At 71.3% G+C, this 23881-nt stretch carries 16 protein-coding genes and 2 pseudogenes; 10 read left to right on the top strand and 8 right to left on the bottom strand.

All coding sequences use genetic code 11. From position 1 onward, the window contains the following. Positions 1 to 100 precede the first annotated feature (100 nt). On the top strand, positions 101 to 982 hold the full coding sequence (locus tag ACGFWE_RS03300) for an LLM class F420-dependent oxidoreductase (RefSeq protein ID WP_393597487.1): 882 nt from the start codon (positions 101 to 103) through the stop codon (positions 980 to 982). A gap of 75 nt (positions 983 to 1057) precedes the next feature. Here the strand turns inward: ACGFWE_RS03300 and ACGFWE_RS03295 are convergent, their stop codons facing one another. Next, complete coding sequence (locus ACGFWE_RS03295; RefSeq protein WP_393597485.1) at positions 1058 to 1621, bottom strand: NAD(P)H-dependent oxidoreductase; 564 nt, start codon at positions 1619 to 1621, stop codon at positions 1058 to 1060. Between the two features lie 100 nt (positions 1622 to 1721). On the opposite strand from ACGFWE_RS03295, the gene ACGFWE_RS03290 reads away from it, so the two are divergent. Genes ACGFWE_RS03290 through ACGFWE_RS03275 form a run of 4 tightly spaced genes read left to right on the top strand, consistent with a single transcriptional unit; the run spans position 1722 to position 6152 of the window. Then, entirely contained in the window at positions 1722 to 2402 is a 681-nt protein-coding gene (locus ACGFWE_RS03290) for a TetR/AcrR family transcriptional regulator (protein WP_393597483.1), read from the top strand. 59 nt (positions 2403 to 2461) lie between these two features. After that, entirely contained in the window at positions 2462 to 3490 is a 1029-nt protein-coding gene (locus ACGFWE_RS03285) for a LacI family DNA-binding transcriptional regulator (RefSeq protein ID WP_393597481.1), read from the top strand. A gap of 16 nt (positions 3491 to 3506) precedes the next feature. Continuing rightward, positions 3507 to 4685 carry a 4-hydroxybenzoate 3-monooxygenase gene (locus tag ACGFWE_RS03280; protein ID WP_393597479.1) on the top strand — a complete coding sequence of 393 codons (1179 nt, stop codon included), beginning with the start codon at positions 3507 to 3509 and terminating at the stop codon, positions 4683 to 4685. 30 nt (positions 4686 to 4715) lie between these two features. Next, the gene (locus ACGFWE_RS03275) at positions 4716 to 6152 is read left to right on the top strand and encodes a benzaldehyde dehydrogenase (RefSeq protein WP_393597478.1); all 1437 of its coding nucleotides are present in this window, start codon (positions 4716 to 4718) and stop codon (positions 6150 to 6152) included. A 9-nt stretch (positions 6153 to 6161) separates the two neighbouring features. Here the strand turns inward: ACGFWE_RS03275 and trxA are convergent, their stop codons facing one another. Then, positions 6162 to 6548, bottom strand: a complete 387-nt coding sequence (trxA, locus tag ACGFWE_RS03270) for a thioredoxin (protein WP_352384686.1) — start codon at positions 6546 to 6548, stop codon at positions 6162 to 6164. Positions 6549 to 6692: 144 nt separating this feature from the next. Between trxA and ACGFWE_RS03265 the strand changes: the two genes are divergently transcribed. After that, positions 6693 to 8132, top strand: coding sequence for a dihydrolipoyl dehydrogenase family protein (locus tag ACGFWE_RS03265; protein WP_393597476.1), 1440 nt, complete (start codon positions 6693 to 6695; stop codon positions 8130 to 8132). Positions 8133 to 8140: 8 nt separating this feature from the next. On the opposite strand, the gene ACGFWE_RS03260 is transcribed toward ACGFWE_RS03265, so the two are convergent. Continuing rightward, positions 8141 to 8785: a peptide deformylase gene (locus ACGFWE_RS03260; RefSeq protein ID WP_393597474.1), complete on the bottom strand. Its 645-nt coding sequence runs from the start codon at positions 8783 to 8785 to the stop codon at positions 8141 to 8143. Between the two features lie 124 nt (positions 8786 to 8909). On the opposite strand from ACGFWE_RS03260, the gene ACGFWE_RS03255 reads away from it, so the two are divergent. Then, positions 8910 to 10301 carry a PepSY-associated TM helix domain-containing protein gene (locus tag ACGFWE_RS03255; RefSeq protein WP_393597472.1) on the top strand — a complete coding sequence of 464 codons (1392 nt, stop codon included), beginning with the start codon at positions 8910 to 8912 and terminating at the stop codon, positions 10299 to 10301. 70 nt (positions 10302 to 10371) lie between these two features. Here ACGFWE_RS03255 and ACGFWE_RS03250 read toward each other — a convergent pair whose 3' ends face one another. Genes ACGFWE_RS03250 through ACGFWE_RS03240 form a run of 3 tightly spaced genes read right to left on the bottom strand, consistent with a single transcriptional unit; the run spans position 10372 to position 11733 of the window. Further along, positions 10372 to 10713: a tetratricopeptide repeat protein gene (locus tag ACGFWE_RS03250; protein ID WP_352384694.1), complete on the bottom strand. Its 342-nt coding sequence runs from the start codon at positions 10711 to 10713 to the stop codon at positions 10372 to 10374. Positions 10714 to 10768: 55 nt separating this feature from the next. Further along, the gene (locus ACGFWE_RS03245) at positions 10769 to 11254 is read right to left on the bottom strand and encodes a MarR family transcriptional regulator (RefSeq protein WP_393597470.1); all 486 of its coding nucleotides are present in this window, start codon (positions 11252 to 11254) and stop codon (positions 10769 to 10771) included. Next, a complete protein-coding gene (locus ACGFWE_RS03240; RefSeq protein ID WP_393597468.1) occupies positions 11251 to 11733 on the bottom strand; it encodes a MarR family winged helix-turn-helix transcriptional regulator in 483 nt (160 codons plus the stop codon). The genes ACGFWE_RS03245 and ACGFWE_RS03240 overlap by 4 nt, the downstream gene beginning before the upstream one ends. A gap of 92 nt (positions 11734 to 11825) precedes the next feature. On the opposite strand from ACGFWE_RS03240, the gene ACGFWE_RS03235 reads away from it, so the two are divergent. Then, a complete protein-coding gene (locus tag ACGFWE_RS03235) occupies positions 11826 to 12791 on the top strand; it encodes a pirin family protein (protein ID WP_393597466.1) in 966 nt (321 codons plus the stop codon). Between the two features lie 954 nt (positions 12792 to 13745). Here the strand turns inward: ACGFWE_RS03235 and ACGFWE_RS03230 are convergent. Then, positions 13746 to 14716, bottom strand: a pseudogene (locus tag ACGFWE_RS03230) (IS3 family transposase); the annotation flags it as partial. A gap of 76 nt (positions 14717 to 14792) precedes the next feature. On the opposite strand from ACGFWE_RS03230, the pseudogene ACGFWE_RS03225 reads away from it, so the two are divergent. Together ACGFWE_RS03225 and ACGFWE_RS03220 are read left to right on the top strand one after the other, a co-directional pair. Continuing rightward, positions 14793 to 15004, top strand: a pseudogene (locus tag ACGFWE_RS03225) (transposase family protein); the annotation flags it as partial. Between the two features lie 56 nt (positions 15005 to 15060). Then, a complete protein-coding gene (locus ACGFWE_RS03220; protein WP_393597464.1) occupies positions 15061 to 18831 on the top strand; it encodes a CHAT domain-containing protein in 3771 nt (1256 codons plus the stop codon). On the opposite strand, the gene ACGFWE_RS03215 is transcribed toward ACGFWE_RS03220, so the two are convergent. Continuing rightward, a complete protein-coding gene (locus tag ACGFWE_RS03215) occupies positions 18816 to 23756 on the bottom strand; it encodes a hypothetical protein (protein WP_393597462.1) in 4941 nt (1646 codons plus the stop codon). The two genes, ACGFWE_RS03220 and ACGFWE_RS03215, sit on opposite strands and share 16 nt — an antisense overlap. Positions 23757 to 23881: the final 125 nt, after the last annotated feature.

Here is a 23881-nt window from a genome sequence, read left to right as displayed (position 1 = left end):
AGCCCCGCGCGGCTCGTCGGAGCAATCCGCCCTTGACTTCGAGAGCACTCCAAGTTCTAGCGTCGGCAGGGTCGGCGAAGGTCCCGTGAACGGAGAAGCCATGCGTGTGGGCGTGCACATCAACCGGTTCAACCATCCGGCGGGCGCACCCGCCCTCGGTGCCGAGCTCGCCGCCGCGGGTGCCGCGGCGGAGGCGGCCGGGGTGAGCTGGCTGTCGGTGATGGACCACTACTTCCAGATGGAGTTCAACGGCGGCGCCGAGGACCCCATGCTGGAGGCCTACGCGACCCTGAGCTTCCTCGCGGCCCACACCGAGACGGTCCGGCTCGGCGCGCTGGTGACCGGAGTGACGTACCGCCATCCCGGCCTGCTCGCCAAGATCGCCACCACGCTCGACGTGCTCTCCGGCGGCCGGGCCGCCCTCGGCATCGGGGCCGCCTGGTACGACCGGGAGCACGAAGGGCTCGGCGTGCCGTTCCCGCCCCTCGCGGAGCGCTTCGAGCGGCTGGAGGAGAGCCTGCGGATCTGTCTGCAGATGTGGGACCCGGCGGCGAACGGCCCCTTCGAGGGCACCCACTACCGGCTCGCCGAGACCCTGTGCGTACCGGCCCCGGTCAGCAGCCCGCACCCCGAGATCATGATCGGCGGCAGCGGCGAGAAGAAGACGCTCCGCCTGGTCGCCCGCTACGGCGACGCCTGCAACCTCTTCGCCACCTCGCCCGAGGAGGTCACACACAAGCTCGACGTGCTGCGCCGCCACTGCGACACCGAGGGGCGGGACTACGGCGAGATCCGCAAGACGATGACCTACACGGTCGACGCGGCCGACGCCGGCGACCTGGACGCCTTCACCCGGGACATCACCGGCTACACCAAGCTCGGCATCGACACGGTCATCCTCGCCCCGCGCACCGGCGCCCCCGCCGAGTGGATCGAACGCTTCACGGCACCCGCCGTACAGCGGCTCGCGGAACTGGACTAGGGCCTGTCCCGCGGCCGGCGGACATGGCAAAGGGGCCGGAGTGCAAGGACTCCGGCCCCTCTGCCGCGCGGCAGGTCAGGCCGCGGCGGTCTCGCCCGTGTTGCTGTGCAGCTGCGCGACGACCTCGGCCAGCTGCGCGGCGACCTCGGCGTCGTCGGCCGGGTGGGTCTCGGCGAAGCGTACCAGCGAACCCGGGATGGACAGCTTGACGTCCTCGAGCACCTTGCCACCGGCGATGCCCACCGACTTGCGGGTCTCGTCCTGCGCCCACACGCCGCCGAACTGGCCGTACGCGGTACCGACCACGGCGACCGGCTTGCCGCCGAAGGCGCCGGCGCCGAAGGGGCGCGACAGCCAGTCGATGGCGTTCTTCAGCACGGCCGGGATGGTGCCGTTGTACTCGGGGGAGAAGAACAGGAACGCGTCGGAGGCCTGCGCGGCCTCACGCAGCTTGGCGGCGGCCGCGGGGACGCTGCCCTCCACGTCGATGTCCTCGTTGTAGAAGGGAATGTCGCCGAGGCCCTCGAAGAGCACGACCTCCGCGCCCTCGGGGGCGTGCTTGACGGCCGCCTCGGCGAGCTGGCGGTTGGTCGAACCGGCGCGGAGGGATCCGACGAGCGCGAGAATGCGAACAGACATGCGTATCTCCAGGGATGCTGAAACACTGCGGCAATCTTCCGGACCGGGGTCCGTTTATGTTCTAACACCCTAACCGGACCGAGGTCCAGTTTTCTTCCCGATGCTTTACGCTGGCGTCATGTCCGCGACCCTGCCCCCGTTCCCGACGCCTCAGGAGCCCTTCGACCAGCCGCAGCTTCTGGAGGTGGGTTCCACCCTCGACGAACCCTGCCTGCGCGCCGACGCGGCCCGCAACCGCGCCCGGCTGCTGGAGGCGGCTACCCGGCTGATCGCTGAGCACGGGGTGGCGGGAGTCACCATGGAGGCGGTGGCCACGGCGGCCGGGGTCGGCAAGGGCACGGTCTTCCGCCGCTTCGGCGACCGCACCGGACTGCTCATGGCGCTGCTGGACCACTCCGAGCGCACGCTCCAGGCGGACTTCATCGGCGGCCCGCCGCCACTGGGTCCCGGCGCCCCTCCGGTGGACCGGCTGCGGGCGCTCGGCGTGGCCGTGCTGTACCGCTCCGCCGAACAGCTGGACCTGCAGCTGGCCGCGCAGGCGGAGCCCACCCGTCGCCATTCCCACCCGTCGACCCGGGCGCTGCACATGCACACCACCGTGCTGCTGCGGCAGATCCTCCCGGACGCCGACTGTGACCTCCTGGCCCACACGCTGATGGGGTATCTCGACCCGGCCCTCATCCACCACCTCACCCGGCAGTGCGGAATGCCGCTGGAGCGTCTGGAGGCCGGCTGGAACGACCTCGTCTCCCGGGTGACCGGCACTGACGCCCCGCGCTGAACGAAAGCGGCAACCCCCATGTGAGCACCTTCACAGCTTCTGCAAAGATGACGGTCGTCATGGTGCAAATACAGAACACGTCCGCGTCCTCCGTCACGCGCCCGGTTCCCACGAGCGCCGATGTGGCCCGCCTGGCCGGCGTCTCGCGTGCGACCGTCTCCTACGTCCTCAACAACACCAGCGCCGTCCGGATCAGCGAGCCCACGCGCCGCCGTGTCCACGCGGCGGCGAAGGAACTCGGGTACGTCCCGCACGCCGCCGCCCGCAGCCTGCGCGCCGGCCACAGCCGGATGGTCCTGATGCCCGCCCCGGCGATTCCGGTCGGCCCGCTCTACAGCCAGTTCATCAGTGATCTCCAGTGGGCTCTGGGTCGGCTGGACTACACCGTCGTGCAGTACGGCAGCGTCGGCCTCCAGGGCGACGAGGCGGCCCGTGCCTGGGCCGAGCTGCGCCCGGTCGCCGTCCTGGTACCCGGTGCGGGACTGGGTCCGCAGGGCGTGGCCCTGCTGCGGCGCTCCGGTGCCCGCGCGGTGGTCACCCTCGGTCCCGAGGCGGTCGAGGGGGCCCACGCCCTGCTCATGGACCACGCGGGCGTCGGCCACAGCGCCGCCGCCCACCTGTACGCCCGCGGCCGGCGCCGCATCGGGGTCGTGGTGCCCGCCGAGGCCGGCCTGGAGGCCTTCTCGCTGCCCCGGCTGGCCGGGGTGCGCAGGGCTCTGGACGGCACGGACGCCACCCTGACCGAACTGTCCCTCGCCTACGAGGAGCAGGCCGCGGCCGGCCTCGCCGCCCGCTGGCGGGAACTCGACCTCGACGCCGTGTTCGCTTACAACGACGAGTACGCGATGCTGTTAATGCGTGCCCTCCAGGACGAGGGTGTGCGCATCCCGGAGGACACGGCGGTGATCGGCGCCGACGACCTGCTCCTCGGCCGGCTGCTGCGGCCCCGGCTGAGCACGGTCCACCTCGAGCTCCCGTCCGGCCGTGACCTCGCCGAACTGGTCGACCGCGCGGTGCGCGAACCGGGCGCCGCGACCGAGACGCACACGGTGCTGGGGGCCACGGTCGTGCACCGCGACTCCAGCTGACGCGGAAGGGTCTGCCATGCGCACCACGGTCGGGATCATCGGCGGCGGCCCCGCCGGACTGCTCCTCGCCCGCCTGCTGCACCTGGCCGGCATCGACTGCGTGGTCCTGGAGAGCAGGACGCGGGAGTACGTCGAGCACCGCCAGCGCGCCGGGATGCTGGAGCAGGGCACGGTCGACGCCCTGCGCGCGGCCGGTGCCGCCGCTCGGCTGGACGCGGAGGGACTGGTCCACCAGGGCATCGAGCTGCGGTTCGCCGGGGAGCGGCACCACCTCGACTTCCCGGTGCTCACCGGCGGCCGCACGGTCACCGTCTATGCCCAGACCGAGATCGTGAAGGACCTCGTCGCGCTCCACCTGGCCGAGGGGCCACCGCTGTTGTTCGGGGCTCAGGCCCTGGCGGTCGAGAAGCCGGAGAGCGACACCCCGGTGGTGCGGTTCCGGCACGAGGGCCGCGAACAGGTACTGACCTGCGACTGGATCGCCGGCTGCGACGGCTTCCACGGCATCTCGCGCGGGGCGTTCCCGACGGCGACGAGCCGGACGTACGAGCGCGACTACCCGTACTCCTGGCTCGGGATCATGGCCGATGTCGCCCCGTCCTGCGAGGAGTTGATCTACGCCCGCGGGGAGCGCGGCTTCGCCCTGCACAGCATGCGCTCGACCGCCGTGTCCCGGCTCTACCTCCAGGTCCCCAACGGCACCGACGCCGATGACTGGGCCGACGAGCGGATCTGGGACGAGCTCGCCGCCCGCTTCGCGATCGACGCCGACTGGACCCTCGCGAGAGGTCCGATCACCGCCAAGTCCGTTACGCCCATGCGCAGTTACGTCCACGAACCGATGCGCCACGGCCGTCTCCTGCTCGCCGGCGACGCCGCGCACATCGTGCCGCCGACCGGAGCGAAGGGCCTCAACCTCGCCGTGTCGGACGTGTCCCTCCTGGCCCGGGCCCTGATCGGTCTGCACCGCAGGGGATCGACACAACTGATCGACAATTATTCGGAGTTGTGTCTTTCTCGGGTGTGGCAGGCCACCCGGTTCTCGTATGACATGACTAGGATGTTGCACGCTCAACCAAATGGGGATGCCTTCGAGAGCCGGATGCAGCTCGCACGGCTGCGCCGCATCACCGCATCCCGCCATGCGGCCGCCGAACTGGCCGCGAACTACACGGGACTACCGCTCCCGGTGTGAGTCCCACCGGTGATCGAACGGAGAGCCGTCATGTCGTTGCTCGACCCCAAGAGCTGGCAGCCCCACCCCCTTTCGGGACCCGAGTACGCGGTCACCGAACCCGCCACCGGCGACACGCTCGCCACCGTCGCGCTTGCCACCGGCGAGGACGTGGAGCGTTCCGCCGAGGCCGCCCGCGCCGCCCAGGCCGAGTGGGCCAGGCTCCCGCACTTCGTCCGTGCCGGGGTGCTGCGCAAGGCCGGTGACCTGTTCGCCGCACACGCCGACGAACTGCGCGGATGGCTCGTCCGGGAGTCCGGGTCCATCCCCGGCAAGGCCGACTTCGAACTGCACGTGGCCGCCCAGGAGTGCTACGAGGCAGCCGCCCTCGCCTCCCGCCCCGCGGGCCAGGTCCTGCCCAGCGAAGCGCCCCGGCTGTCCTACACGCGCCGGATCCCGGTCGGTGTGGTGGGCGTGATCTCGCCCTTCAACGCTCCGCTGATCCTCTCGATCCGCTCGGTCGCCCCGGCCCTCGCCCTCGGCAACGCCGTGATCCTCAAGCCCGACCCGCGCACCGCGGTCTGCGGCGGCCTCTCGCTCGCCGCGGTCTTCGCCGAGGCCGGGCTGCCCGAGGGACTGTTCCATGTCCTGCCCGGCGGCCCGGACGTCGGCCAGGCCCTGGTCGCCGACCCGCGGATCCCCGTCATCTCCTTCACCGGCTCGACCGCGGCGGGCCGAGCGGTGGGCGAGGCGGCCGGACGCCACCTCAAGCGCGCCCACCTGGAACTCGGCGGCAACTCCGCCCTGATCGTCCTGGAGGACGCCGACATCGAGGCCGTGATCTCCACGGCGGCCTGGGGATCCTTCTTCCACCAGGGCCAGATCTGCATGACGACGGGCCGCCACCTGGTCCACGCGTCGCTGTACGAGGAGTACGTGGAGCGCCTGGCTGCCAAGGCCGACTCGCTCGCCGTCGGCGACCCGAACCGCGAACAGGTCCACCTCGGGCCGATCATCGACGACAACCAACTCGCCAAGGTGCACGGCCTGGTCGAGGCCAGCACCGCGCAGGGCGCCAAGCTGGCCGCCGGCGGCACGCACGACAGGCTCTTCTACCGTCCGACGGTCCTCGCGGGCCTCGACGACGGCACACCCGCCTACGCCGAGGAGGTCTTCGGACCCGTCGCGCCCGTACGGTCCTTCAGCTCGGTCGACGAGGCGGCCGCGCTGGCCGCCGCGGGGCCCTACGGCCTCTCGCTCGGCATCGTCACCGGGGACGCGGCCCGCGGCCTCGACCTGGCGGAGCGGATCCCGACCGGCATCGTGCACATCAACGACCAGACCGTGAACGACGAGGCCGTCGCGCCCTTCGGCGGTATCGCCGCGTCCGGCACCGGCGCCCGGTTCGGCGGCGAGGCCAACGTGGAGGCCTTCACCGACGTGCGCTGGACGACGGTACGCGCGGACGTGGCGACGTACCCCTTCTGATCCGGGGCGTTACTCGCCGTTCTGCCCGGCCTGGGCCTGCTGCGCGGCCACGGACTTGCGAACCTCGTCCATGTCCAGCTTGCGGGCCTGCCCGATGACGTCCGTCAGGGCGGACTCGGGCAGCGCCCCGGGCTGGGCGAACACCGCGACCTGGTCGCGGACGATCATCAGCGTCGGGATCGACTGGATACCGAAGGCCTGGGCCAGCTCCGGCTGCGCCTCGGTGTCCACCTTGCCGAAGACCAGGTCGGGGTTGTCCTCGGCGGCCTTCTCGTAGACCGGCGCGAACTGGCGGCAAGGACCGCACCAGGCAGCCCAGAAGTCGATCAGGACGAACTCGTTGTCCGTGACCATCTGGTCGAAGTTCTCCTTGGTGAGCTCCACGGTGCTGCTCATGACGTGATCCCTCTTCCTGGTCTCGGAGCGAAGCCGTCGGCACAACACGGCCGGTCGGCCCGGTATTCCACAGCCGGCACCTGTGGACATGCGCCGCGCGTACCCCTGCTGGCCCGAGCGCACACCACCCACCAGACTGGGCCCATGACGGAAACGGAAAACATCGCCTCCAGTACCTACGACGTAGTGGTGCTCGGTGCCGGACCCGTGGGGGAGAACGTGGCCGACCGCACCCGCGCGGCCGGCCTGTCCACCGCGGTCGTGGAGAGCGAACTGGTCGGCGGAGAGTGCTCCTACTGGGCCTGTATGCCCAGCAAGGCCCTGCTGCGGCCGGTGATCGCCCAGGCGGACGCGCGCCGCCTGCCCGGTCTGAGCGCCTCGGTGCAGGGTCCCCTCGACGCGGCCGCGGTCCTCGCACGCCGGGACTACTGGGCCTCGGACTGGAAGGACGACGGCCAGATCGGCTGGCTGGAGAGCATCGGCGCCGACCTCCACCGCGGCCACGGCCGTCTCACCGGAGAGCGCACGGTCACCGTCACCGGCCCGGACGGCGTACGGAAGGTGCTGACCGCCCGGCACGCCGTGGCCGTCTGCACCGGCACCCGCGCCGTGCTGCCCGACCTGCCGGGCCTCGACGAGGTCAAGCCGTGGACCAGCCGTGAGGCGACCAGTGCCAAGTCGGCACCGGGGCGGCTCGTCGTGGTCGGCGGGGGAGTGGTCGCCACCGAGATGGCCACGGCCTGGCAGGCGCTGGGCTCACGGGTGACGCTCCTGGTACGCGGGAAGGGCCTGCTCAACCGCATGGAGCCGTTCGCCGGGGAACTCGTCGCCGAGGCGCTCACCGAGGCGGGCGTGAGCGTCCGCACCGGTACCTCGGTCGAGTCGGTCGCCCGCGAGAACGGCACGGTCGTGGTCGTCACCGACACCGGCGACCGCATCGAGGCCGACGAGATCCTGTTCGCCACCGGACGCGCCCCGCGCACCGACGACATCGGCCTCGACACCATCGGCCAGAAGCCCGGCAGCTGGCTGGAGGTCGACGACAGCCTCCGCGTGACCGGCAGCGACTGGCTCTACGCCGTCGGCGACGTCAACCACCGCGCGCTCCTCACCCACCAGGGCAAGTACCAGGCCCGCATCGCCGGTGCCGCCATCTCCGCCCGCGCCTCGGGCACCTCGGTCCAGGCGGACCCGTGGGGCGCGCACGCCGCGACCGCCGACCACGACGCCGTACCCCAGGTCGTCTTCACCGACCCCGAGGCCGCCTCCGTGGGCCTCTCCCTGGCGGAGGCCGAACAGGCCGGCCACCGGGTCCGCGCGGTCGACTACGACCTCGCCTCGGTGTCGGGCGCCGGTCTCTACGGCGACGGCTACCGCGGCCGCGCCCGCATGGTCGTCGACCTGGAACGCGAGATCCTCCTCGGCGTCACCTTCGTCGGCCCCGGCGTCGGCGAACTGATCCACTCCGCGACGATCGCGGTCGCCGGCCAGGTCCCGATCAGCAGGCTGTGGCACGCGGTCCCGTCGTACCCGACGATCAGCGAGGTGTGGCTGCGGCTGCTCGAGGCCTACCGGGACAACTAGCAGTACACCTAAGGCAGTTCGAAGCCGAGGGACGCGGCCGCCTGCTCCGGCGTCGGCTGCGTCCAGCGCTCGGCCATCGCCTGGTTCGAGGACAGCGAGCGCGGCTCGGCGCGGTCGAGGTAGAGCACGCCGTCGAGGTGGTCCGTCTCGTGCTGGACGATCCGCGCGGGCCAGCCGCGGAACACCTCGTCGACCGCGCGGCCGTTCTCGTCCTCGCACCTGAGTCGGACCTCGGCGGGCCGCGCCACCACGGCCTGCCACCCCGGCACGCTCAGACACCCCTCGAAGAGCGCCACCCGCCCGGTGCCGGCCGGCTCGTACGACGGATTGACCAGGACCCGGAACGGCTGCGGGACGCGTCCACGTGCCAGCCGGATCTCCTCGGGGACCGGCGCGGGGTCCTCGATCACCGCGATCCGCAGGGGGACCCCGACCTGAGGGGCGGCGAGCCCCACGCCGGGCGCCGCGTGCATCGTGATGCGGAGGGCCTCGACGAAACGGGACAGGAGAGTGCCGTCCAGGTGGCCGTCGTAAGGCTCGATGCCCTGGCGCAGCACCGGATCGCCGGCCGCGACGATCGGGAGCGGGCCGTCCGTGGTGAGGAGTTCCTCGACCAGTTCGGCAAGGGGCTTGCGGTGACTCGGAGTTGCCATCGCGCCAGGATGCCACGAGAACCTCTTGTGTGACGCAGGTCACTGGAAGTGCCGGGAACTCGGCGCCCCCGTTCTCCGACTACTGGACCGCCACCGTCCGTCCCCAGCCCTCGGAGAACCGCCGATGTCCATCGCCCCCCCGACGTCCACGGACGAGGCCGCGCAACCGGTCGCCCCGGCGCCGACCCCCAGCAGATGGGCCCCGCTGCGCCCGCTCGTGCTGCGTCTGCACTTCTACGCCGGTGTGTTCGTCGCCCCCTTCCTGTTCATCGCCGCCGTCACCGGCTTCCTGTACGCGGGCGCCTTCCAGGCCGAGAAGATCGTCTACCGGCACGAGATGACCGTCGCCGTCGGTGACGCCGAACTGCCCATCTCCGACCAGGTGGACGCCGCACGCAAGGCCCACCCCGAGGGCACGGTCTCGGCGATACGGCCCTCGCCCGCGGCCGACGCGACGACCCGGGTGATGCTGTCCGGCGTGAAGGGAGTCGACCCGAACCACACCCTGGCCGTGTTCGTCGACCCGTACACCGGCAAGGTCCGCGGCGCGCTGGAGCAGTACGGCTCGACCGGCGCACTGCCGCTGCGCACCTGGATCGACGAGTTCCACCGCGACCTCCACCTCGGCGAGAACGGCCGCCTCTACAGCGAGTTCGCCGCCAGTTGGCTGTGGGTGATCGCGGGCGGCGGCATCGTGCTGTGGTTCTCCCGCCGCCGCGCCCTGCGCAAGGTCCGCGGCACCAGCGGGCGGCGCCGCACCCTCGGGCTGCACGGCAGCGTCGGCGTCTGGGCCGCGGTCGGCTTCGTCTTCCTGTCGGCGACCGGACTGACCTGGTCGACGTACGCCGGCGCCAACATCGACGAACTGCGCACCTCGTTGGGCCAGTCCACGCCCTCGGTCTCCTCGGCCGCGGGCGGTGACCACGCGGGCCACGGCGCGTCCGCCTCGGCCGGGGACGCCGAGCACGGCGTAGGCCTCGACAAGGTGCTGGCCGCCGCCCGCGCCGAAGGTCTCGGCGACCCCGTCGAGATCGTCCCGCCCGCCGACGCCTCGTCGGCCTATGTCGTACGGCAGGTGCAGCGCAGCTGGCCCGAGAAGCAGGACTCGGTCGCCGTCGACCCCGCCACCGGCAAGGTCACCGACACGCTGCGGTTCGCGGACTACCCGCTGCTCGCCAAGCTGACCCGCTGGGGCATCGACCTGCACACCGGTGTCCTGTTCGGGCTGGTCAACCAGATCGCCCTGATGCTGCTCGCACTCTCGCTGGTCCTGCTGATCGTGTGGGGCTACCGCATGTGGTGGCAGCGCGGCCGGGGCTCCGCCTTCGGCCGGCCGATCCCGCGCGGCGCCTGGCAGCAGGTCCCGCCGCAGATCCTGGTGCCCGGCGTGGTGCTCGTCGCCGTCCTCGGCTACTTCGTGCCGCTGCTCGGCATTCCGCTGGCCGGCTTCATCGTCGCCGACGTGATCCTCGGCGAGATCGCCCATCGACGGGGGCAGAGGAACGCGACGGCCTGAGACGGACGTGGGCCCGGCTCCTGTGCGGAACCGGGCCCATGTGTCCGTGTGTCGCCGGGGCTTGCTCGGCTTACTCGAAGTCGCCCGCGAGCGCCGAGGCGAGGCGCAGATGAGGCTCTGCCTCCTCTTGCCTGCCCTGCCGCTCGAGGGTGCGGCCGAGCATCAGCCGGGCGTACTGCTCGACCGGGTCGCGCTCGACGATCACGCGCAACTCGCTCTCCGCGCGCCGCAGTTGGGCCGAGTGGTAGTAGGCGCGCGCCAGCAGCAGGCGCGGTCCGGTCTGCTCCGGAACCTCCTCGACCAGCCCGTCCAGGACACGCGCCGCCGTGGCGTATTCCTTGGCGTCGAAGAACATCTGCGCGCGCTCCCAGCGCTCCGCCGGTGTTCCGTGGTCGTAGTACGTGGTCTCCACTCGTGCCTCCTAAGCCTTCGAGGCCGTCAACGGGACCGGGTAGTTCAATATTCCACTACCCGGCCAGGGCGGCGAACTCCGCGTCCGCGCGCTCGGTGATGAGGCTCAGCACGCGTCCGGCGACCGCGAGATCCTCCGCGGGGATGTCGGCGTAGACCCGGGCGGTGACGGGGGCGGTCTCGGTGGATGTCGTCTCGAACAACTCCCGGCCGACGTCCGTGATCCGCACCTGGGGCGACTCATGGGGCGACGCATGGGGCGTCTCGTGGTGAGCCAGCAGTCCGGCGGAGATGAGCTCGTCGACCACGGAGTGCGCCTCCGCCGCGTCGATCTTCAGGGCGCCGACGACATCCGCGACGATGCGGTCACGCTCGACCGGCCCCTCCGCGACGGCGGCCAGTCGCAGGGTGACGGACTGCTGGAAGGTCACACCGTGGCGGGCCAGGACCTTCTCGAGAACCGCACGGGCCGCGTAGTGGGCCAGGGCTATGACGCGGGGGTTGAGGAAGGCAGTGGCGGTGGGAGTGGTGGTGGTGGTCATGACTGCTCCTTGAGGTTCTCGTTCGTCGGATCGAGAGGTGCGTCGAGCAGGACCGTCAGCTCACGTCTGAACTCCCGCGTGCGCGCGCTGTCCGGGCCGCCGAGCGGTGCCAGCAGTTGCTCCAGGAGCCCCTGGACGACCTCGATGGCCTGCCGGGTGCGCTCGCGGCCCTCCTCGGTGAGCGCCAGTTGCACCGCGCGCGGGTCGCGCGGGTCGCGGGCGCGCTCCAGGAGCCCGGCGCTCTCCAGGGAGCGCGCCAGCTTGGAGACGTACAGCGGTTCCAGGCCGGTCTGGTCGGCGAGGCGTCGCTGGCTGGGGCGTTCGCCGCCGCGCTGCATGCCGTACAGCGACGCCACCAGCGAGTACTGGGCGTGTGTCAGGCCGAGCGGCGCCACCGCGCGGTCGACCGCGACCCGCCATTTCATCGACAGTCGCCAGACCAGGAAACCGGGCGTGGCGCCCGCGGATGTCGTACTCATGCCCGATACGGTACATGGCTACTATGTCCATGGCTACTGTTCTCGGAGGGACGGCCTGACGGGAATCGCCTCACGGGTCTAGGTTGGGCGACATGAGCAATCTTGATCGCGAGCCGGTTCCCGCCCTGTGCGGCGGCCGCGGCTTCGTGGTGGCGGAACCCGTGCGCGAACTCCTCAGCCCCCGCCGCGTGAAGCTGGGCGAGTCCAGTGAGGTGCGCCGGCTGCTGCCCAACCTGGGCCGCCGCATGGTCGGCGCCTGGTGTTTCGTCGATCACTACGGCCCCGACGACATCGCCGACGAGCCGGGCATGCAGGTGCCCCCGCACCCGCACATGGGCCTGCAGACGGTGAGCTGGCTGCACCAGGGCGAGGTCCTGCACCGCGACTCCACCGGCAGCCTCCAGACCATCCGCCCCCGTGAGCTGGGCCTGATGACCTCCGGACGCGCGATCAGCCACTCCGAGGAGAGCCCGAAGTCCCACGCCCGGTTCCTGCACGGCGCCCAGCTCTGGGTCGCCCTCCCGGACGGGCACCGCCACACCGACCCGCACTTCGAGCACCACACCGGGCTGCCGCAGATCACGGCCCCCGGCCTGACGGCCACGCTGATCCTGGGCGACCTCGACGGCGCACGCTCACCCGGAACGACGTACACCCCCATCGTCGGCGCCGACCTGAGCCTCGCCCGCGGCACGGACGTACGCCTGCCGCTGGAACCGGACTTCGAGTACGCCGTCCTGTCCATGTCCGGCGAGGCCCACGTGGACGGGGTGGAGGTGCTGCCCGGCTCGATGCTCTACCTCGGCTGCGGCCGCACCGAACTCCCGCTGCGCGCCGAGTCCGACGCGGGCCTGATGCTCCTGGGCGGCGAGCCCTTCGACGAGGAACTGGTCATGTTCTGGAACTGGATCGGGCGGTCCCAGGAGGAGATCGAGCAGGCGCGTCAGGACTGGATGACAGGGACGCGGTTCGGTGAGGTGAAGGGGTACGACGGGGCGCCGCTGCCGGCTCCGGAACTGCCGCCGGTGCCGTTGAAGCCGCGGGGAAGGGTGCGCTGAACTGCTGAGATGCGCCAACGGGCCTGCCTGGGGCAGGAGTGGGCGGACTTCCGTCTGCGTGCCTGGGGCTCTCTGGAGGTCGTGTGGGCGCTGGAGCTTGAGGGGCTCGATGCAGGCGTGGCGTCGATTCCAAGGTGTGGCTGTGTGTGGGCGGCTGTGGTAGTCCGCTTGCTGACTTTTGCTGACTTTCCTGACGGTGTGTCAGTCGTCTGCAGCAGCTTGTGGACGGAAAAGGATGGTGCCTTGTGTCGTGAGTCGCCATCTCGTTGCCCGGCGCATCGGGGTCGCTTCGGGGCGGTGCCGGTTGGTTTGATCGGGGACGGTGCCTCGGTGTCTCGCGATTGGCGGGTACTGACAAGACGCGAGAGCGGTGGTGACTTGGCTTGGTAGACCTCGGTGCCCGCTTCGGCTGTTGTGCACCAGCGGGTTCTTGGTCTGCTGGCGGTACACGGCGCGCATGGTCCTGGCCAGCGCGAATGTGGGCTTTGGATCAGAGATGGAGGGCTCTGGCCCGCGTATGGTCCGGATCTTGGCTGTGAACTGGGCAAGGCCGGAGTCGGAGACGGGCTCGTACAAGACTGGGTGCGATGTGCGAAGCCGGTGGAACGAAAAGATCTTCTTGAAGTTGTCTACCTTGGGGCGCTGACCTGCGATGATGTCGCTGCATAGGTCTCTGGCCTGAGCTGATCTGGCTGCTGGATCTTTCACGCTCGTGCCCGGCCATGCAATCGATTCTCCCCACGCGCTCCCCAGAGCCGCACGTACTCCCTAGATTCTCCCCAGAGAACCGCTCCGCAAGTGGTCGGTGGGGCACCCTGCGTGAACCCCTTCCATTCGCCTGTGGATCACAAACCGTTACTGCCGACGGCTGGTTCAGGAGTCGTTGGCAGTCTCTGCCACACATTTTGCCTATCTCTCCATGGCCTCCGGATTGCGCTGGTCCGTGCATCGAGGAAACGACTCCGTGATCGCGTCGTCCAGGCTGTCCCCGACGGTGCCGAACGACGGCAGAAGGCCGGTGGAGCGGATCCGCTCCCCGAAGACCCAGGAGGTGAACTGGGTGCCGGGATCGGTGTGAACGATCCCGCCCGGCTCAGGGCGGCGGTTGCGGATGGCCATGTCCAACGCATTGACCACGAGCATAAAGTCCTGCCTGGAGTCGATCGACCAGCCCACGATCCTGCGGCGGAACGCGTCCAGGACCGCCGCGCAGTACATCCACCCTTCCCTGGTGCGGTGTTGCGTGATGTCGGTGACCCACAGCTCGTCGGGACGCAACCGATGGAACTTGCGATTGACCAGCTCCTCGGCGGTGACGACACCCCGCAGGCGCTTCACGCGCACCGGTCCGGGCAGTCCGTGGATCCCGGCCTGCGTCATCAGCACCGACACGGTCCTCGAGCACACCTGGATACCCCTGCCCAGGGTGAGCTCGGCGTGGACGCGGCGGTAGCCATAGGTGCCGTGGGAGGCGACGTGGACCTCCCGGATCAGCCCGGTGAGCCAGTCCCGCCGTAGCTGCCGCGGTGTGGTCGGTGTGCGCTTGTGCTTGTAGTAGTTCTGCCGGGCGATGTCAAGGATCCCGCAGCATCGGTCGACCGGTGCCCCGGCATCGACGAGTCGGTCGATCACCGGGTAGAGCCTTTTGGGCGGGGCTGGTCCTCACCGAGGAACTTCGACGCCTGCCGGACGATCCCCAGCTCGGTCTCCAGCTCACGGATCCGCCGGCGAGCGGCCCGCAGCTCAGCGGACTCGCTCGACGGCGTTCCCGGTCGCCGCCCGTTGTCGATGGCGTCCTGCCGCGACCACTTCGGCAACGTGACGGGATGGATGCCGAGCTCGACCGCGGTGTGCTTGACCTTCTTGCCGGCACGGACCAGCGCGCCGGCACGTGCCCGGAACCCCGGATGACAGGGGCGAGGCATGACTGCCAGCCTTCCGCGAAAGGCAGACAGTCAGTTAGCCATCAGAGCTGGAACCCAGGACCTGGGGCACGCCAAGATGTCACCCGATCGTGCGGCAGACCCGTTCGACAAACTGATCACCGCGTTGCGGCGCGAAGGCGCGGACTCCGTCAGTAAAGGTCCGCCCTGGAGTCTGCCGCTGGAGGACCGGGTCCTACTGGTCGCCACGTACTGGCGAACGAATCTGACTCTGCGACAACTAGCCTCGCCTTCGGGGTCTCGAAATCGGCCGCCGACCGCATCATCGACCAGTCATAAGTGAACATCCCATCACCAAGTGCCGCCAGCAGGGCCACCATGGATGTGTGACCGAAGCAACGGGACCCGTGAGCGCCCTACCCGCCGCCTGCGCGGCCCTGTTGAGGGCGAGCCTCAACGAGGGGCCGATGGTCCTCTTCACAGAGGACGCCGAGGCCCTGCTCGGCCAACTGCGCACGGCAGCCGAACAGAATGACGCGGAGGCGCTGTACAGGGCCGCCGCGGCCCTTCATTGGCATCGGTACGCGGTGAGGAGCGATCCCGCCTCATATCTCGAACTCGCCGGGGTGCTCGCCATGTTGCTCGCGACCGCGCTTCCGCCGCAGGGACTTCTGGAGGCGGTGCTCGGCCTGTGCCGACAACGCCCCGAGTGCCAGAGCCCCGTCTTCCAGCACGATCTCATGACCGACCTCTCCCAGGTGGCCCGGGAGTTCGCCGCCCCCCAGTTCCTCTCGCTCGCGCTGGAGATCGGCCGGGGTCTGACCGCCGTACTACCGCCGGACCACCCGGTACGACTGCCCGCCGCGACCAACGCGGCCCTGCTGCGGTACCACCTGAGCCGCATGATGCGGAACGGTGACGGGCTCCTCGACGAGGCGGTGCAGGAGCTGCGGCAGGTGATCGACGACCTCCCGCAGGACACTCCCAACCAGCGCTTCCTGCTCGCCTCGCTCGCCGACATGCTCCGCGCGCGCTTCGAACGGCGCGGCGAGCGGCGAGACTTGGCGGAAGCACTGGACCTGGCGGAACTCGCGAACAGCGTCTCCAGCGAAACCGACGGACCCGCCGGTCCCGCGGGCGGCGGAGATCCCGGCGACCAGGATCCCGGGTACGAGGTCTCCGTGCTCGGACTGACCCTGCTCACGCTCGCCGAACAGTCCGGGCAGCCGTCCGACTACGACGCCGCCATCGCCCGCCTGGACGCGGCCCTTGCGGCGACCCCCGTCGGGCATCCGGAACGGGCCGGCCGTTGTGCCGGCCTCGCTCTGGCGCTACGGGAGCGCCACCCTACGGCTCCCGACCCGGCGCGCCTCGCACGGGCCGTCGACCTGGCGAGGGAGGCACTTGCCCTTCTACCAGAGCACCACGGCGACCGTCCGGCCGTGCTCCTCACCCTCTGCCACTGTCTCCAGATCACGTTCCGTCACGGTGGCCGCCGCGCCGACCTGAACGAGGCGTTCCAGGTGGGCGCGGAAGCGCTGGAGGCACTCGGCCCGGAGGACCCCCGGAGGCCGACCGTACTGTCCGTGGTCGCCCTGAACCATCAGCTCCGATTCGAGCGCGACGCCGCACCGGACGACGGCGACCGGGCTGTGACCCTGTTCCGCGAGGTGACCGAGCTCGGCGCGGACGGCGGCGTCGGCGACGACGAACACGCGGGCAACCTGTCCAACCTCGGAGTGATCCTGCGGACGCGCTTCGAATGGACCGGTGACCTGGACGACCTGCACGGTGCGGTCACCGCAGCCCTGGACGCCGTACGGGCCACCCCGAACGGGTATCGGCGGGCACACCGCCTCGGACAGTACGCGGGCATCCTCATGGCCCGCTTCGAGCACACCCGGGCCGCCCTGGACGCCGAGCATGCAATCGACGCGCTGACCGAGGTCCTCGAAACTCTGCCGCAGGAGGACGCCGAGCGGACGGCGTATCTGCACAACCGGGGGCTCGCACAGGCCGCTCGCTGGCGTGTGCTGTCCGACCCGGACGCTCTGGAGGGCGCACTGCACGATCTGCGGACGGCGGCTGAACGGGGCCGTGCCGAACGGCTCCCCGAGTTGCCCGCCGTCCTGTCCGGGCTGGGCGGCGTCCTGCGGATGCGGTTCGAGCGGCTCGGCCGGGCCGAAGACCTGCGGGAGGCGGTGCGGGTGGGCCGGGAGGCCGTGGCCGACGAGTCCGGCGACCCCGTGGCGCGGGCGGGCCGGCTGAGCAACCTGGGCACCTCCCTCCACCTGTGCTTCGAGCACGGCGGGGACATGGAGGATGTGCGGGGCCTCCTGGAAGCGATCCGCGTGGGTGAGCTGGCCGTGCGCCTGCTGCCGCCGGACCACCCCGACCGGGGCACGGTGCTGATGAACCTGGCCCACGCCCGGCGCGCCCGCTTCGAGCGAACCGGCGACGTACGGGCGGGCGCCGCGGCCGTCCTGGCCTACCGGCGGGCGTGCCGGACGCCCACCGCGCCCGTGATGGTGAGGCTACAGGCGGCTCGTTCGTGGGGCGCCGCCGAAGTCCTCCGGCAGGAGGCACGGTCCGCGCCGGACCGCCGCTGGGAGCGGGCACTCATGGGGTACGAGGAGGCGGTACGGCTGATGCCGGTGGCCGCGTGGCACGGCATGACTTACGAGGAGCGCGGCATCCTTCTCTCCCGGGTGGCCGGCACCCCGAGCGCCGCCGCGGCAGTCGCGCTCCGCGCCGGGTTGCCCGAACGTGCCCTGGAACGTCTTGAGTTGGGCCGAGGAGTGCTGCATACGCAGCTTTTGGACCGACAGGGCACGGCGCACGCCGTACGCGCGGTCGCCCCCGATCTCGCCGACCGTATGGACGACGTGCGCCGGCGCCTGGAACGGGCGGCGGCCGGACGCGGCCTAGCCCTGACGCCGCGGCCAGTCGAGGAACCGGCTGCCGGAGACGGTGTCGCGGAGGGCCTGCGCCGCGCGGGCGCGCTCGAACTCGCCCGTACCTGGGACGCGTTGGTTGCGGAGGCGGCCGCGCGTCCGGAACTGGCCGGGCTGTTGAGCCCGCCGCGGTTCGACTCGCTGCGCGCCGCTGCTGAGCAGGGTCCTGTCGTGGTGTTAAACGCCAGCGATCTGCGCTGCGACGCCCTGATCGTCACCCCTGACGGTGTGCGCGTGTGCGAGCTGGCCTCGGTCACACCCGGGCATCTGCGCCGAGCCCTGGCGACCTGCATTCAAGTGGTCGCCGGGATGCGCCGCTTCCCCCTCCTCGGGGACCAGTTCCGATCCGAACTGTCCCACCGGCTGCGCGAGTTGCTTGCCTGGTTGTGGACCGGGGTCGTCGAGCCCGTGCTCGACTTCCTGGACCTGCGGCACCGGACGGACGACTGGCCCCGGCTGTGGTGGTGTCCGGCCGGCCTGCTCGGACTGCTCCCGTTGCACGCGGCACAGACGTACGACCCCGAGCGGGGCGCCGACACCGGCACGGTCGACCGGGTCGTGTCGGCCTACACCCCGACCCTGAAGGCGCTACTGGAGGCGAGGAAACGCCAAGTGTCCGGCGACGGTCCGGGGCACCGTCTGCTGGTGGCGCTGCGGCACACCCCGGGGCTGGCCGAACTGCCGTACGTGACCGCGGAATCGGAGCTGACGCGGGCCGCGCCGGAGCCGACCGCGGCGCTGGAGGACGACGCGGCGGGCAGGGACGCGGTGGGTACGGCCCTCTCCCGTCATCGGCATCTGCACTTCGCCGGTCACAGCAAGCAGGACTCCGGCCTTCCCGGAGCATCGTGCCTGCGGCTGCACGACGGTCCGCTGACGGTCGCCGAGATCTGTGACCTCGAACTGCGCGACGCCGACGTTGCGTTCCTGTCGTCCTGCGAGGGCGGGGCGGCAGATCCCGACCTGCCGGACGAGACCCTCGACCTCGCGGGCGCGCTGCTGATCGCCGGCTATCGGCAGGTGATCGCTGTCGCATGGGCGGTCACTGACGAGACCGCGCCGGAGGTCGTCCGGCGCATCTACGGCCATGGGGCGTCCTCGGCGGAGCCATGGGTGGCGAAGGCCCTGCACACCGCCGTCCGCGCGGTGCGCGACCGGCTGCCGCCGGTGGAGTGGGCGGGCTATCGCTACAGCGGGGTCTGAGCGGGCCTGGCGGCGGTGGCGGTTCCGGTACGGCGTTCCAGCGCGATCCGCAGGCCGTACAGGTGGGAACGGGCCTCGGGCGTCAGTCCGTCGTCGTGGGCCAGTCGCTCGGTGAGCCGACGAGCGGCCGCGAAGGCATCCGCGTCGGCCGGGGTGAATGGGCCGGGCAGCCAATGCGCGAGGGCGTTCCTGGCGATGACGGGGAGCCGGGGATCCTCGCCCGGGAGAGCGTCGAGCACGGACGGCCAATCTCCCGTCACGGCCAGGGCGGTGAACCTGCCCACCGCCACGCTGGGATGGGTACCGGAAGTGTCGAACTCACTTATCGCCCGGTACGCGCGGACGGCGTCGGGGTGCCCGGCGCCCGCCCGGGCGGCCAGGTATCCGGACGCCGCGAGGAGATCCGCGAAGGGCGACACCTCACGCACTCCGAAGGCGCCGAGCGAGACCGGGATCGCCGAATCTGCCCCGTCCCGTCGCGCGATCAGCTCGCACACCACGGGCAGCGCGTCCACCAGCCCGAGCACGGCCGACACCCTGGCCAGCCGCGGTACATCAGCGGGGCCGGCGGTCCGAAGCAGCTTCAACACCCGTTCTGTGACATGGACTTCGGAGCCTTCAGCGGTGCGGACCGGAACCGGCCCCGCAAGCAGCAGGAAGCCCTGGTCCGCCAGGACGTCGAGGGCGAGGTCCTGGTCGTCGGGGTCGGGTGAGGCGAGCAGGGCCGTCACGGTGCTCGGGTACGCCGAGCAGCGGATCAGGGTGGCGGACCAGGCGCCGTGGAACCGGGCCGACAGGCCCGCGGCGGTGAAGCGACGGTGCGCCCGGCGCGCGAGCCGGAGCCCGGTCGGCCGGTCGCGGGCGAAAACGGCGTCGACGAGTGCCGCGATGCCGTCCAGGGAGCAGGCCGGATCGCACGTCTCTGCCGCCCTGACGCCGAACTGCTCTGCCTGCGCGAGGAGTTCGGCGGGCAGCGACCGCACCGTGGCCGCGACGGCCCCGGCACGTTCGGGGAGACCGGTGCCGGCCGGCGAGTCCGGTCCGGACAACAGGGCGAAGGCGTCGGCACCGCGCTCGGGTGCGTCGGACAGCAGCCGGTGCAGGGCGGCGGTGAGGCACAGCCCGTCAGCGGTGGTCCGCAGCGTCTTGTGGGCGGAGTCGGGCTCACCCCTCCGCCACAGCACGTCCTCGTACGGTGTCGCGGTCTCCGGGCGCGGAACGCTTCGGACGTACTCCTCCAGCAGTTCACCGGCCAGCTCCCCGACCGCCGGCGCGAACCGGCGCTCCAGCAGGGCCCGGACGCGTTCGGGACCGGGCAGCCGCCGCACCAGCCGCACGCGTTCCACGGCGAGGTCGGCGGCGTCGCTGCCGGAGAGCGGGCCGTCGAGGGCGCGCTCGACGTGGGCCAGCCCTTCGTGTTCCGCCGACAGCCGGGTCTGCGCCAAGGCGGCGGGCGGGGACACCTCCAGGGCGTCCAGGGCGGCGAGTGCGGCCCGAACCACGGGCCAGGGCATACCCGGCCGGACCAGATCGGCCGCGCGGAGCGCCAGCCGGTGCAGGGTGAGTGTCTCGACGGCGTGCAGTGCGCACAGCGTCAGTTCACTCGGGGCGTCCGGCGTGAGCCATGGAGCGAGCTGGTGGGTCAGTTCCTCGGACATGCGGTGGGCAGAGGAGGCCTGGCGGGTGGTGCGGGCCGCCGCGACCAAGGAGCGGAGGGCCGCCGTACGGGCGGTCGGCGGGCCGTCAGCGTCCGCCAGGACGGCGAGCAGGCGGGCGTAGGCGAGCGGCGCGTTGAACACCGCGAGCGCGTCGGCCGCCGCGACGTGCTCCAGCTCTCCGGCCCGCCGGTCCATGAGGACCGCGACCCGGCCGTCCAGGAACGCCTCGACCCGCATACGCGAAGGACGGGGCGGGGCTCCCAGCAGCGCGGCGCCCTGCACGGGGTCCGCCTCTGCGATTTCCTCGACGATTCGCGGAGGCAACTCCCTGATGGGCTCCGCCAGCGCTGACCAGCATCGAAAAGCCCCGTACCAGCGGTGGCGCAGTGCCAGCCGCCGGAGCAGCTCCCTGTCCTGGCTCCTCGAACGCAGCCAGCGGAACGCGAAGTATTCCCGCTCCTCGACGCGGTGGAAGGCTCCTTCCGCGGTCATTACCCCCGAGTCGACGGATACGGCCCGCAGTTGCTCCGGGGGTTCGTCGCCACCGAGCGACAACACATCGGGATCGGTGAGATACGCGGCACGCTCCTTCACGTAACGGACCGCCCGATTGGGCCAGCCCGCGGTCACTTCGGTGAAGTAGGCGTCCAGCAGCTCGTGTTCGTTGCCCGGTCGTCGCCGGGCCGGCCCACCGACGGGCGAGCCGGCGAGCCGCGAAAGCAGCAGGGGCGAACAGCGTCCCTCCCCCAGCAGCTCCACCCAGGTGTCGGACAGCGCCAGGTCGGCGAGTTCCGCGGCGTGCTCGGGGCCGAGCCCGCGCTGCGCCGAGCGGCGGGCGAGATACCGCGCGGCCTGGTCCGGCCGGGGACCGAGCAGGCGTACGGCGGTGAAGGTGTCGTACTCGGCATGCGGCGCCCGGACCGATGCCGCTGCCGTGACCTTTACCGCCGGCCATCGGTCGGTGAACTCCCGCAGGGTCCTGGCCGTCGAGGGCGCGTCAGCCTCACCCGGCAGATCGATCAGGAGATGCACCACGCCCGCCCTCAGGAGGTCCGCCCGATGGGCAGCGGGCGCTACCGTCTCCAGCTCAGCCCAGGCCTGCCGTTCCAACGCATCCAAGTCCGTGCACCCGGCGATCACCGCCCTTGTCAGACGCACGGGCAACAGTCCCGGCACGGCGGTCGCCGTCCCTTCATCACCCACCAGTGCGGTCAGTCTTCTGCGTTCCACCTCGTCGAGCAGGGTCGTCCGGCCCGATCCTGCCCCGCCGAGCACCAGCGCATGCGACACGGCCAAGACCTGGTCGACGGCGCTCGGCACGTCGGCCCAGATCCGCCGGGCCGGCCCTGGCCCCGGTGCCGGAGCCGCCGCTGTGGCGGCCAGGTTGATGAAGGGAGTGCGCTCCTTGCGCTCCGCGTCCAGTTCCCGCAGCCGTCGGTGTGCCGCCGGACCGACCACGGCACGGGCCACGCCGGTGCGACAGGCCTCGAGGACATCCGCGAGACCGGGGTCCAGTCCCCCGTCGGCCGGCAGGCCGTCGACCACCGCGGCCAGGAGAACCGCTGCCCGGGGACCCGGTTCGTCCGGGAGGAGGGGCAGCAAAGCCCGTGCGGCGGCGGCGAGTTCGGTGCCTTCCCACAGGCCGAGGCAGGGGCCGCCCTGCTCCAGGGTTTCGGTCGCGACACAGGCCGCTGCCACCTGGGCACGCCAGGACGCCGTCGTCTGCATGTCGTCCGGCCATTTGAACGCGCGGTGCGCGGCGAGCAGCAGGGCGACCTGGTACTCGCTCCACCAGGACTGGCCGGTGTCCTTGTCCTTGCCCGCGCAGATCTGCCGTACCCGCGCCCGGAGGACGGCGAGGAGCCGGATCGCGGCGACCGCGTGCCGGCCCCGGTTGGCCACAAGGGCGACTAGTCGTTCGCCGAGCGCGCCGAGACCGTCCGGGCCCGGTGGCAGCAGGTCCGCCACCAGGTCGCCGAGGAGCAGAACGCGCTGTACGGCCACGAGGTCGTCGAAGCTCAGCCCGCCGGCCAGGGGCCGTCGCAGCATGTTCAGCTCCAGCCATGCCAGATCGTCCAGCACGGGCATGTCGCGACGCCCTCTGGCGTAGTCGATAAGGAGGGGCTGGCCGTCGCAGAAGAGGATGTTGCGGTCGTTGAGATCGCCGTGGACCACGCCGACGAGGGTGGCGGCGGTGCGCTCGCGGACGACGTGTTCGAGCAGTTTGAAGGGATCCCGGGCACGCGTGCCGCCCACCCGGACGCACCCCGGGGTGTCGCCGAGCATCCCCAGGGCGGTGGTGATGCGCCGCCGGGCGCGGTGCGGGCGGGTCTCGGTCACCTTGCCGTGGACGTACCGCACCTTCTCCGGGTCCAGGCCGCGCAGCGCGGTAATGTCGCAGCCGGGCTCGAACTCGACTTCCATCACGGCGTTGTCACGCTCGATCAGAAAGCCCCCGGCCGTGGTCCGCACCCCGGGCACGGTGAGCGTGACGAGCTGTCCCGGAGTCAGGGCCCCTTCCTCTTCGGGTGGTGCAAGCCCCGCCCGTACGACGTCCAGAGGCGCAACCACATGGGCCTCGAGGGTGTCCCGGCCCGGAGTGCCGTACACGGGCTGGCCCTTCAGGTCGACGCCGTTCACCACCACCCGCACGTCAGGACCGAACGTCCGCTTCGCCGCCATCCGGTCGTCGTGGTTCCGGCGGGGGCTCGCTCCCTGGTACATCGCCTGGGAGGCGAAGCTCAGCAGCCGGTCCAGCGCGGTCACGGCGCGTTCGACCTCGCCTGAGTCATCACTCGGTGCGACCGCCCGCTCGGTCAACTGCTCCAGGCTGACCACCTCTTGGTCCGGCTCGCACCCGGCCCACGTGACCGCGTCGACGTAGACCACCGCCTCTTCGGGTTCGAAGTCCTGTGCCTCGGCCGGGTCGTTCGCACCCGGGGTGGCGGCGCGGATTGGCACGAAGAGCATGCTGTGAAGCTGGGAGAAGATCTTCCGGAACGCCTGGAGTTCGTCGTGCGCCTCCTCGGCCGGGGCCAGTTTGGCCACATGCCGGGTCCACGCTCCGTCCGTCCTCACCCGCAGGCCGATGACCATCGCACCGCTCAGCCCCTCGCTGAACTGCTTTTCCACGTCAATGAGTTCGGGTGCCCACGGGGAGAGCCCCGGCGTGGCCCCGTGTCCGTCGGCCGTCCGCGCCCGGTGCAGCGCGGCCGAGATACGTGCCTGGGCCGCCCGGTCGAACTGCTCGGCGAAGGTGATACGCACTCTGCCCCCTGCTGACCGTGACTGCCGCCGCCGCGGTGCCGGGTACAGGGTAGCCGCGTTGGTACTTACAGCGACGGCCGGACGTCGTGACGGCTACCATTCGATCCTGCACACTGCGCGCGGCG

This window comes from Streptomyces sp. NPDC048523 (assembly GCF_043199815.1).
GTDB lineage: Bacteria > Actinomycetota > Actinomycetes > Streptomycetales > Streptomycetaceae > Streptomyces.
This window is presented reverse-complemented; position numbering and strand designations above follow the sequence as displayed.

Bases quoted from the DNA above. Each gene is read 5' to 3' on its own strand.
- ACGFWE_RS03300 (WP_393597487.1), top strand. From the start codon at position 101: ATGCGTGTGGGCGTGCACATCAACCGGTTCAACCATCCGGCGGGCGCA.
- ACGFWE_RS03295 (WP_393597485.1), bottom strand. From the start codon at position 1,621: ATGTCTGTTCGCATTCTCGCGCTCGTCGGATCCCTCCGCGCCGGTTCG.
- ACGFWE_RS03290 (WP_393597483.1), top strand. From the start codon at position 1,722: ATGCTTTACGCTGGCGTCATGTCCGCGACCCTGCCCCCGTTCCCGACG.
- ACGFWE_RS03285 (WP_393597481.1), top strand. From the start codon at position 2,462: ATGGTGCAAATACAGAACACGTCCGCGTCCTCCGTCACGCGCCCGGTT.
- ACGFWE_RS03280 (WP_393597479.1), top strand. From the start codon at position 3,507: ATGCGCACCACGGTCGGGATCATCGGCGGCGGCCCCGCCGGACTGCTC.
- ACGFWE_RS03275 (WP_393597478.1), top strand. From the start codon at position 4,716: ATGTCGTTGCTCGACCCCAAGAGCTGGCAGCCCCACCCCCTTTCGGGA.
- trxA (WP_352384686.1), bottom strand. From the start codon at position 6,548: ATGAGCAGCACCGTGGAGCTCACCAAGGAGAACTTCGACCAGATGGTC.
- ACGFWE_RS03265 (WP_393597476.1), top strand. From the start codon at position 6,693: ATGACGGAAACGGAAAACATCGCCTCCAGTACCTACGACGTAGTGGTG.
- ACGFWE_RS03260 (WP_393597474.1), bottom strand. From the start codon at position 8,785: ATGGCAACTCCGAGTCACCGCAAGCCCCTTGCCGAACTGGTCGAGGAA.
- ACGFWE_RS03255 (WP_393597472.1), top strand. From the start codon at position 8,910: ATGTCCATCGCCCCCCCGACGTCCACGGACGAGGCCGCGCAACCGGTC.
- ACGFWE_RS03245 (WP_393597470.1), bottom strand. From the start codon at position 11,254: ATGACCACCACCACCACTCCCACCGCCACTGCCTTCCTCAACCCCCGC.
- ACGFWE_RS03240 (WP_393597468.1), bottom strand. From the start codon at position 11,733: ATGAGTACGACATCCGCGGGCGCCACGCCCGGTTTCCTGGTCTGGCGA.
- ACGFWE_RS03235 (WP_393597466.1), top strand. From the start codon at position 11,826: ATGAGCAATCTTGATCGCGAGCCGGTTCCCGCCCTGTGCGGCGGCCGC.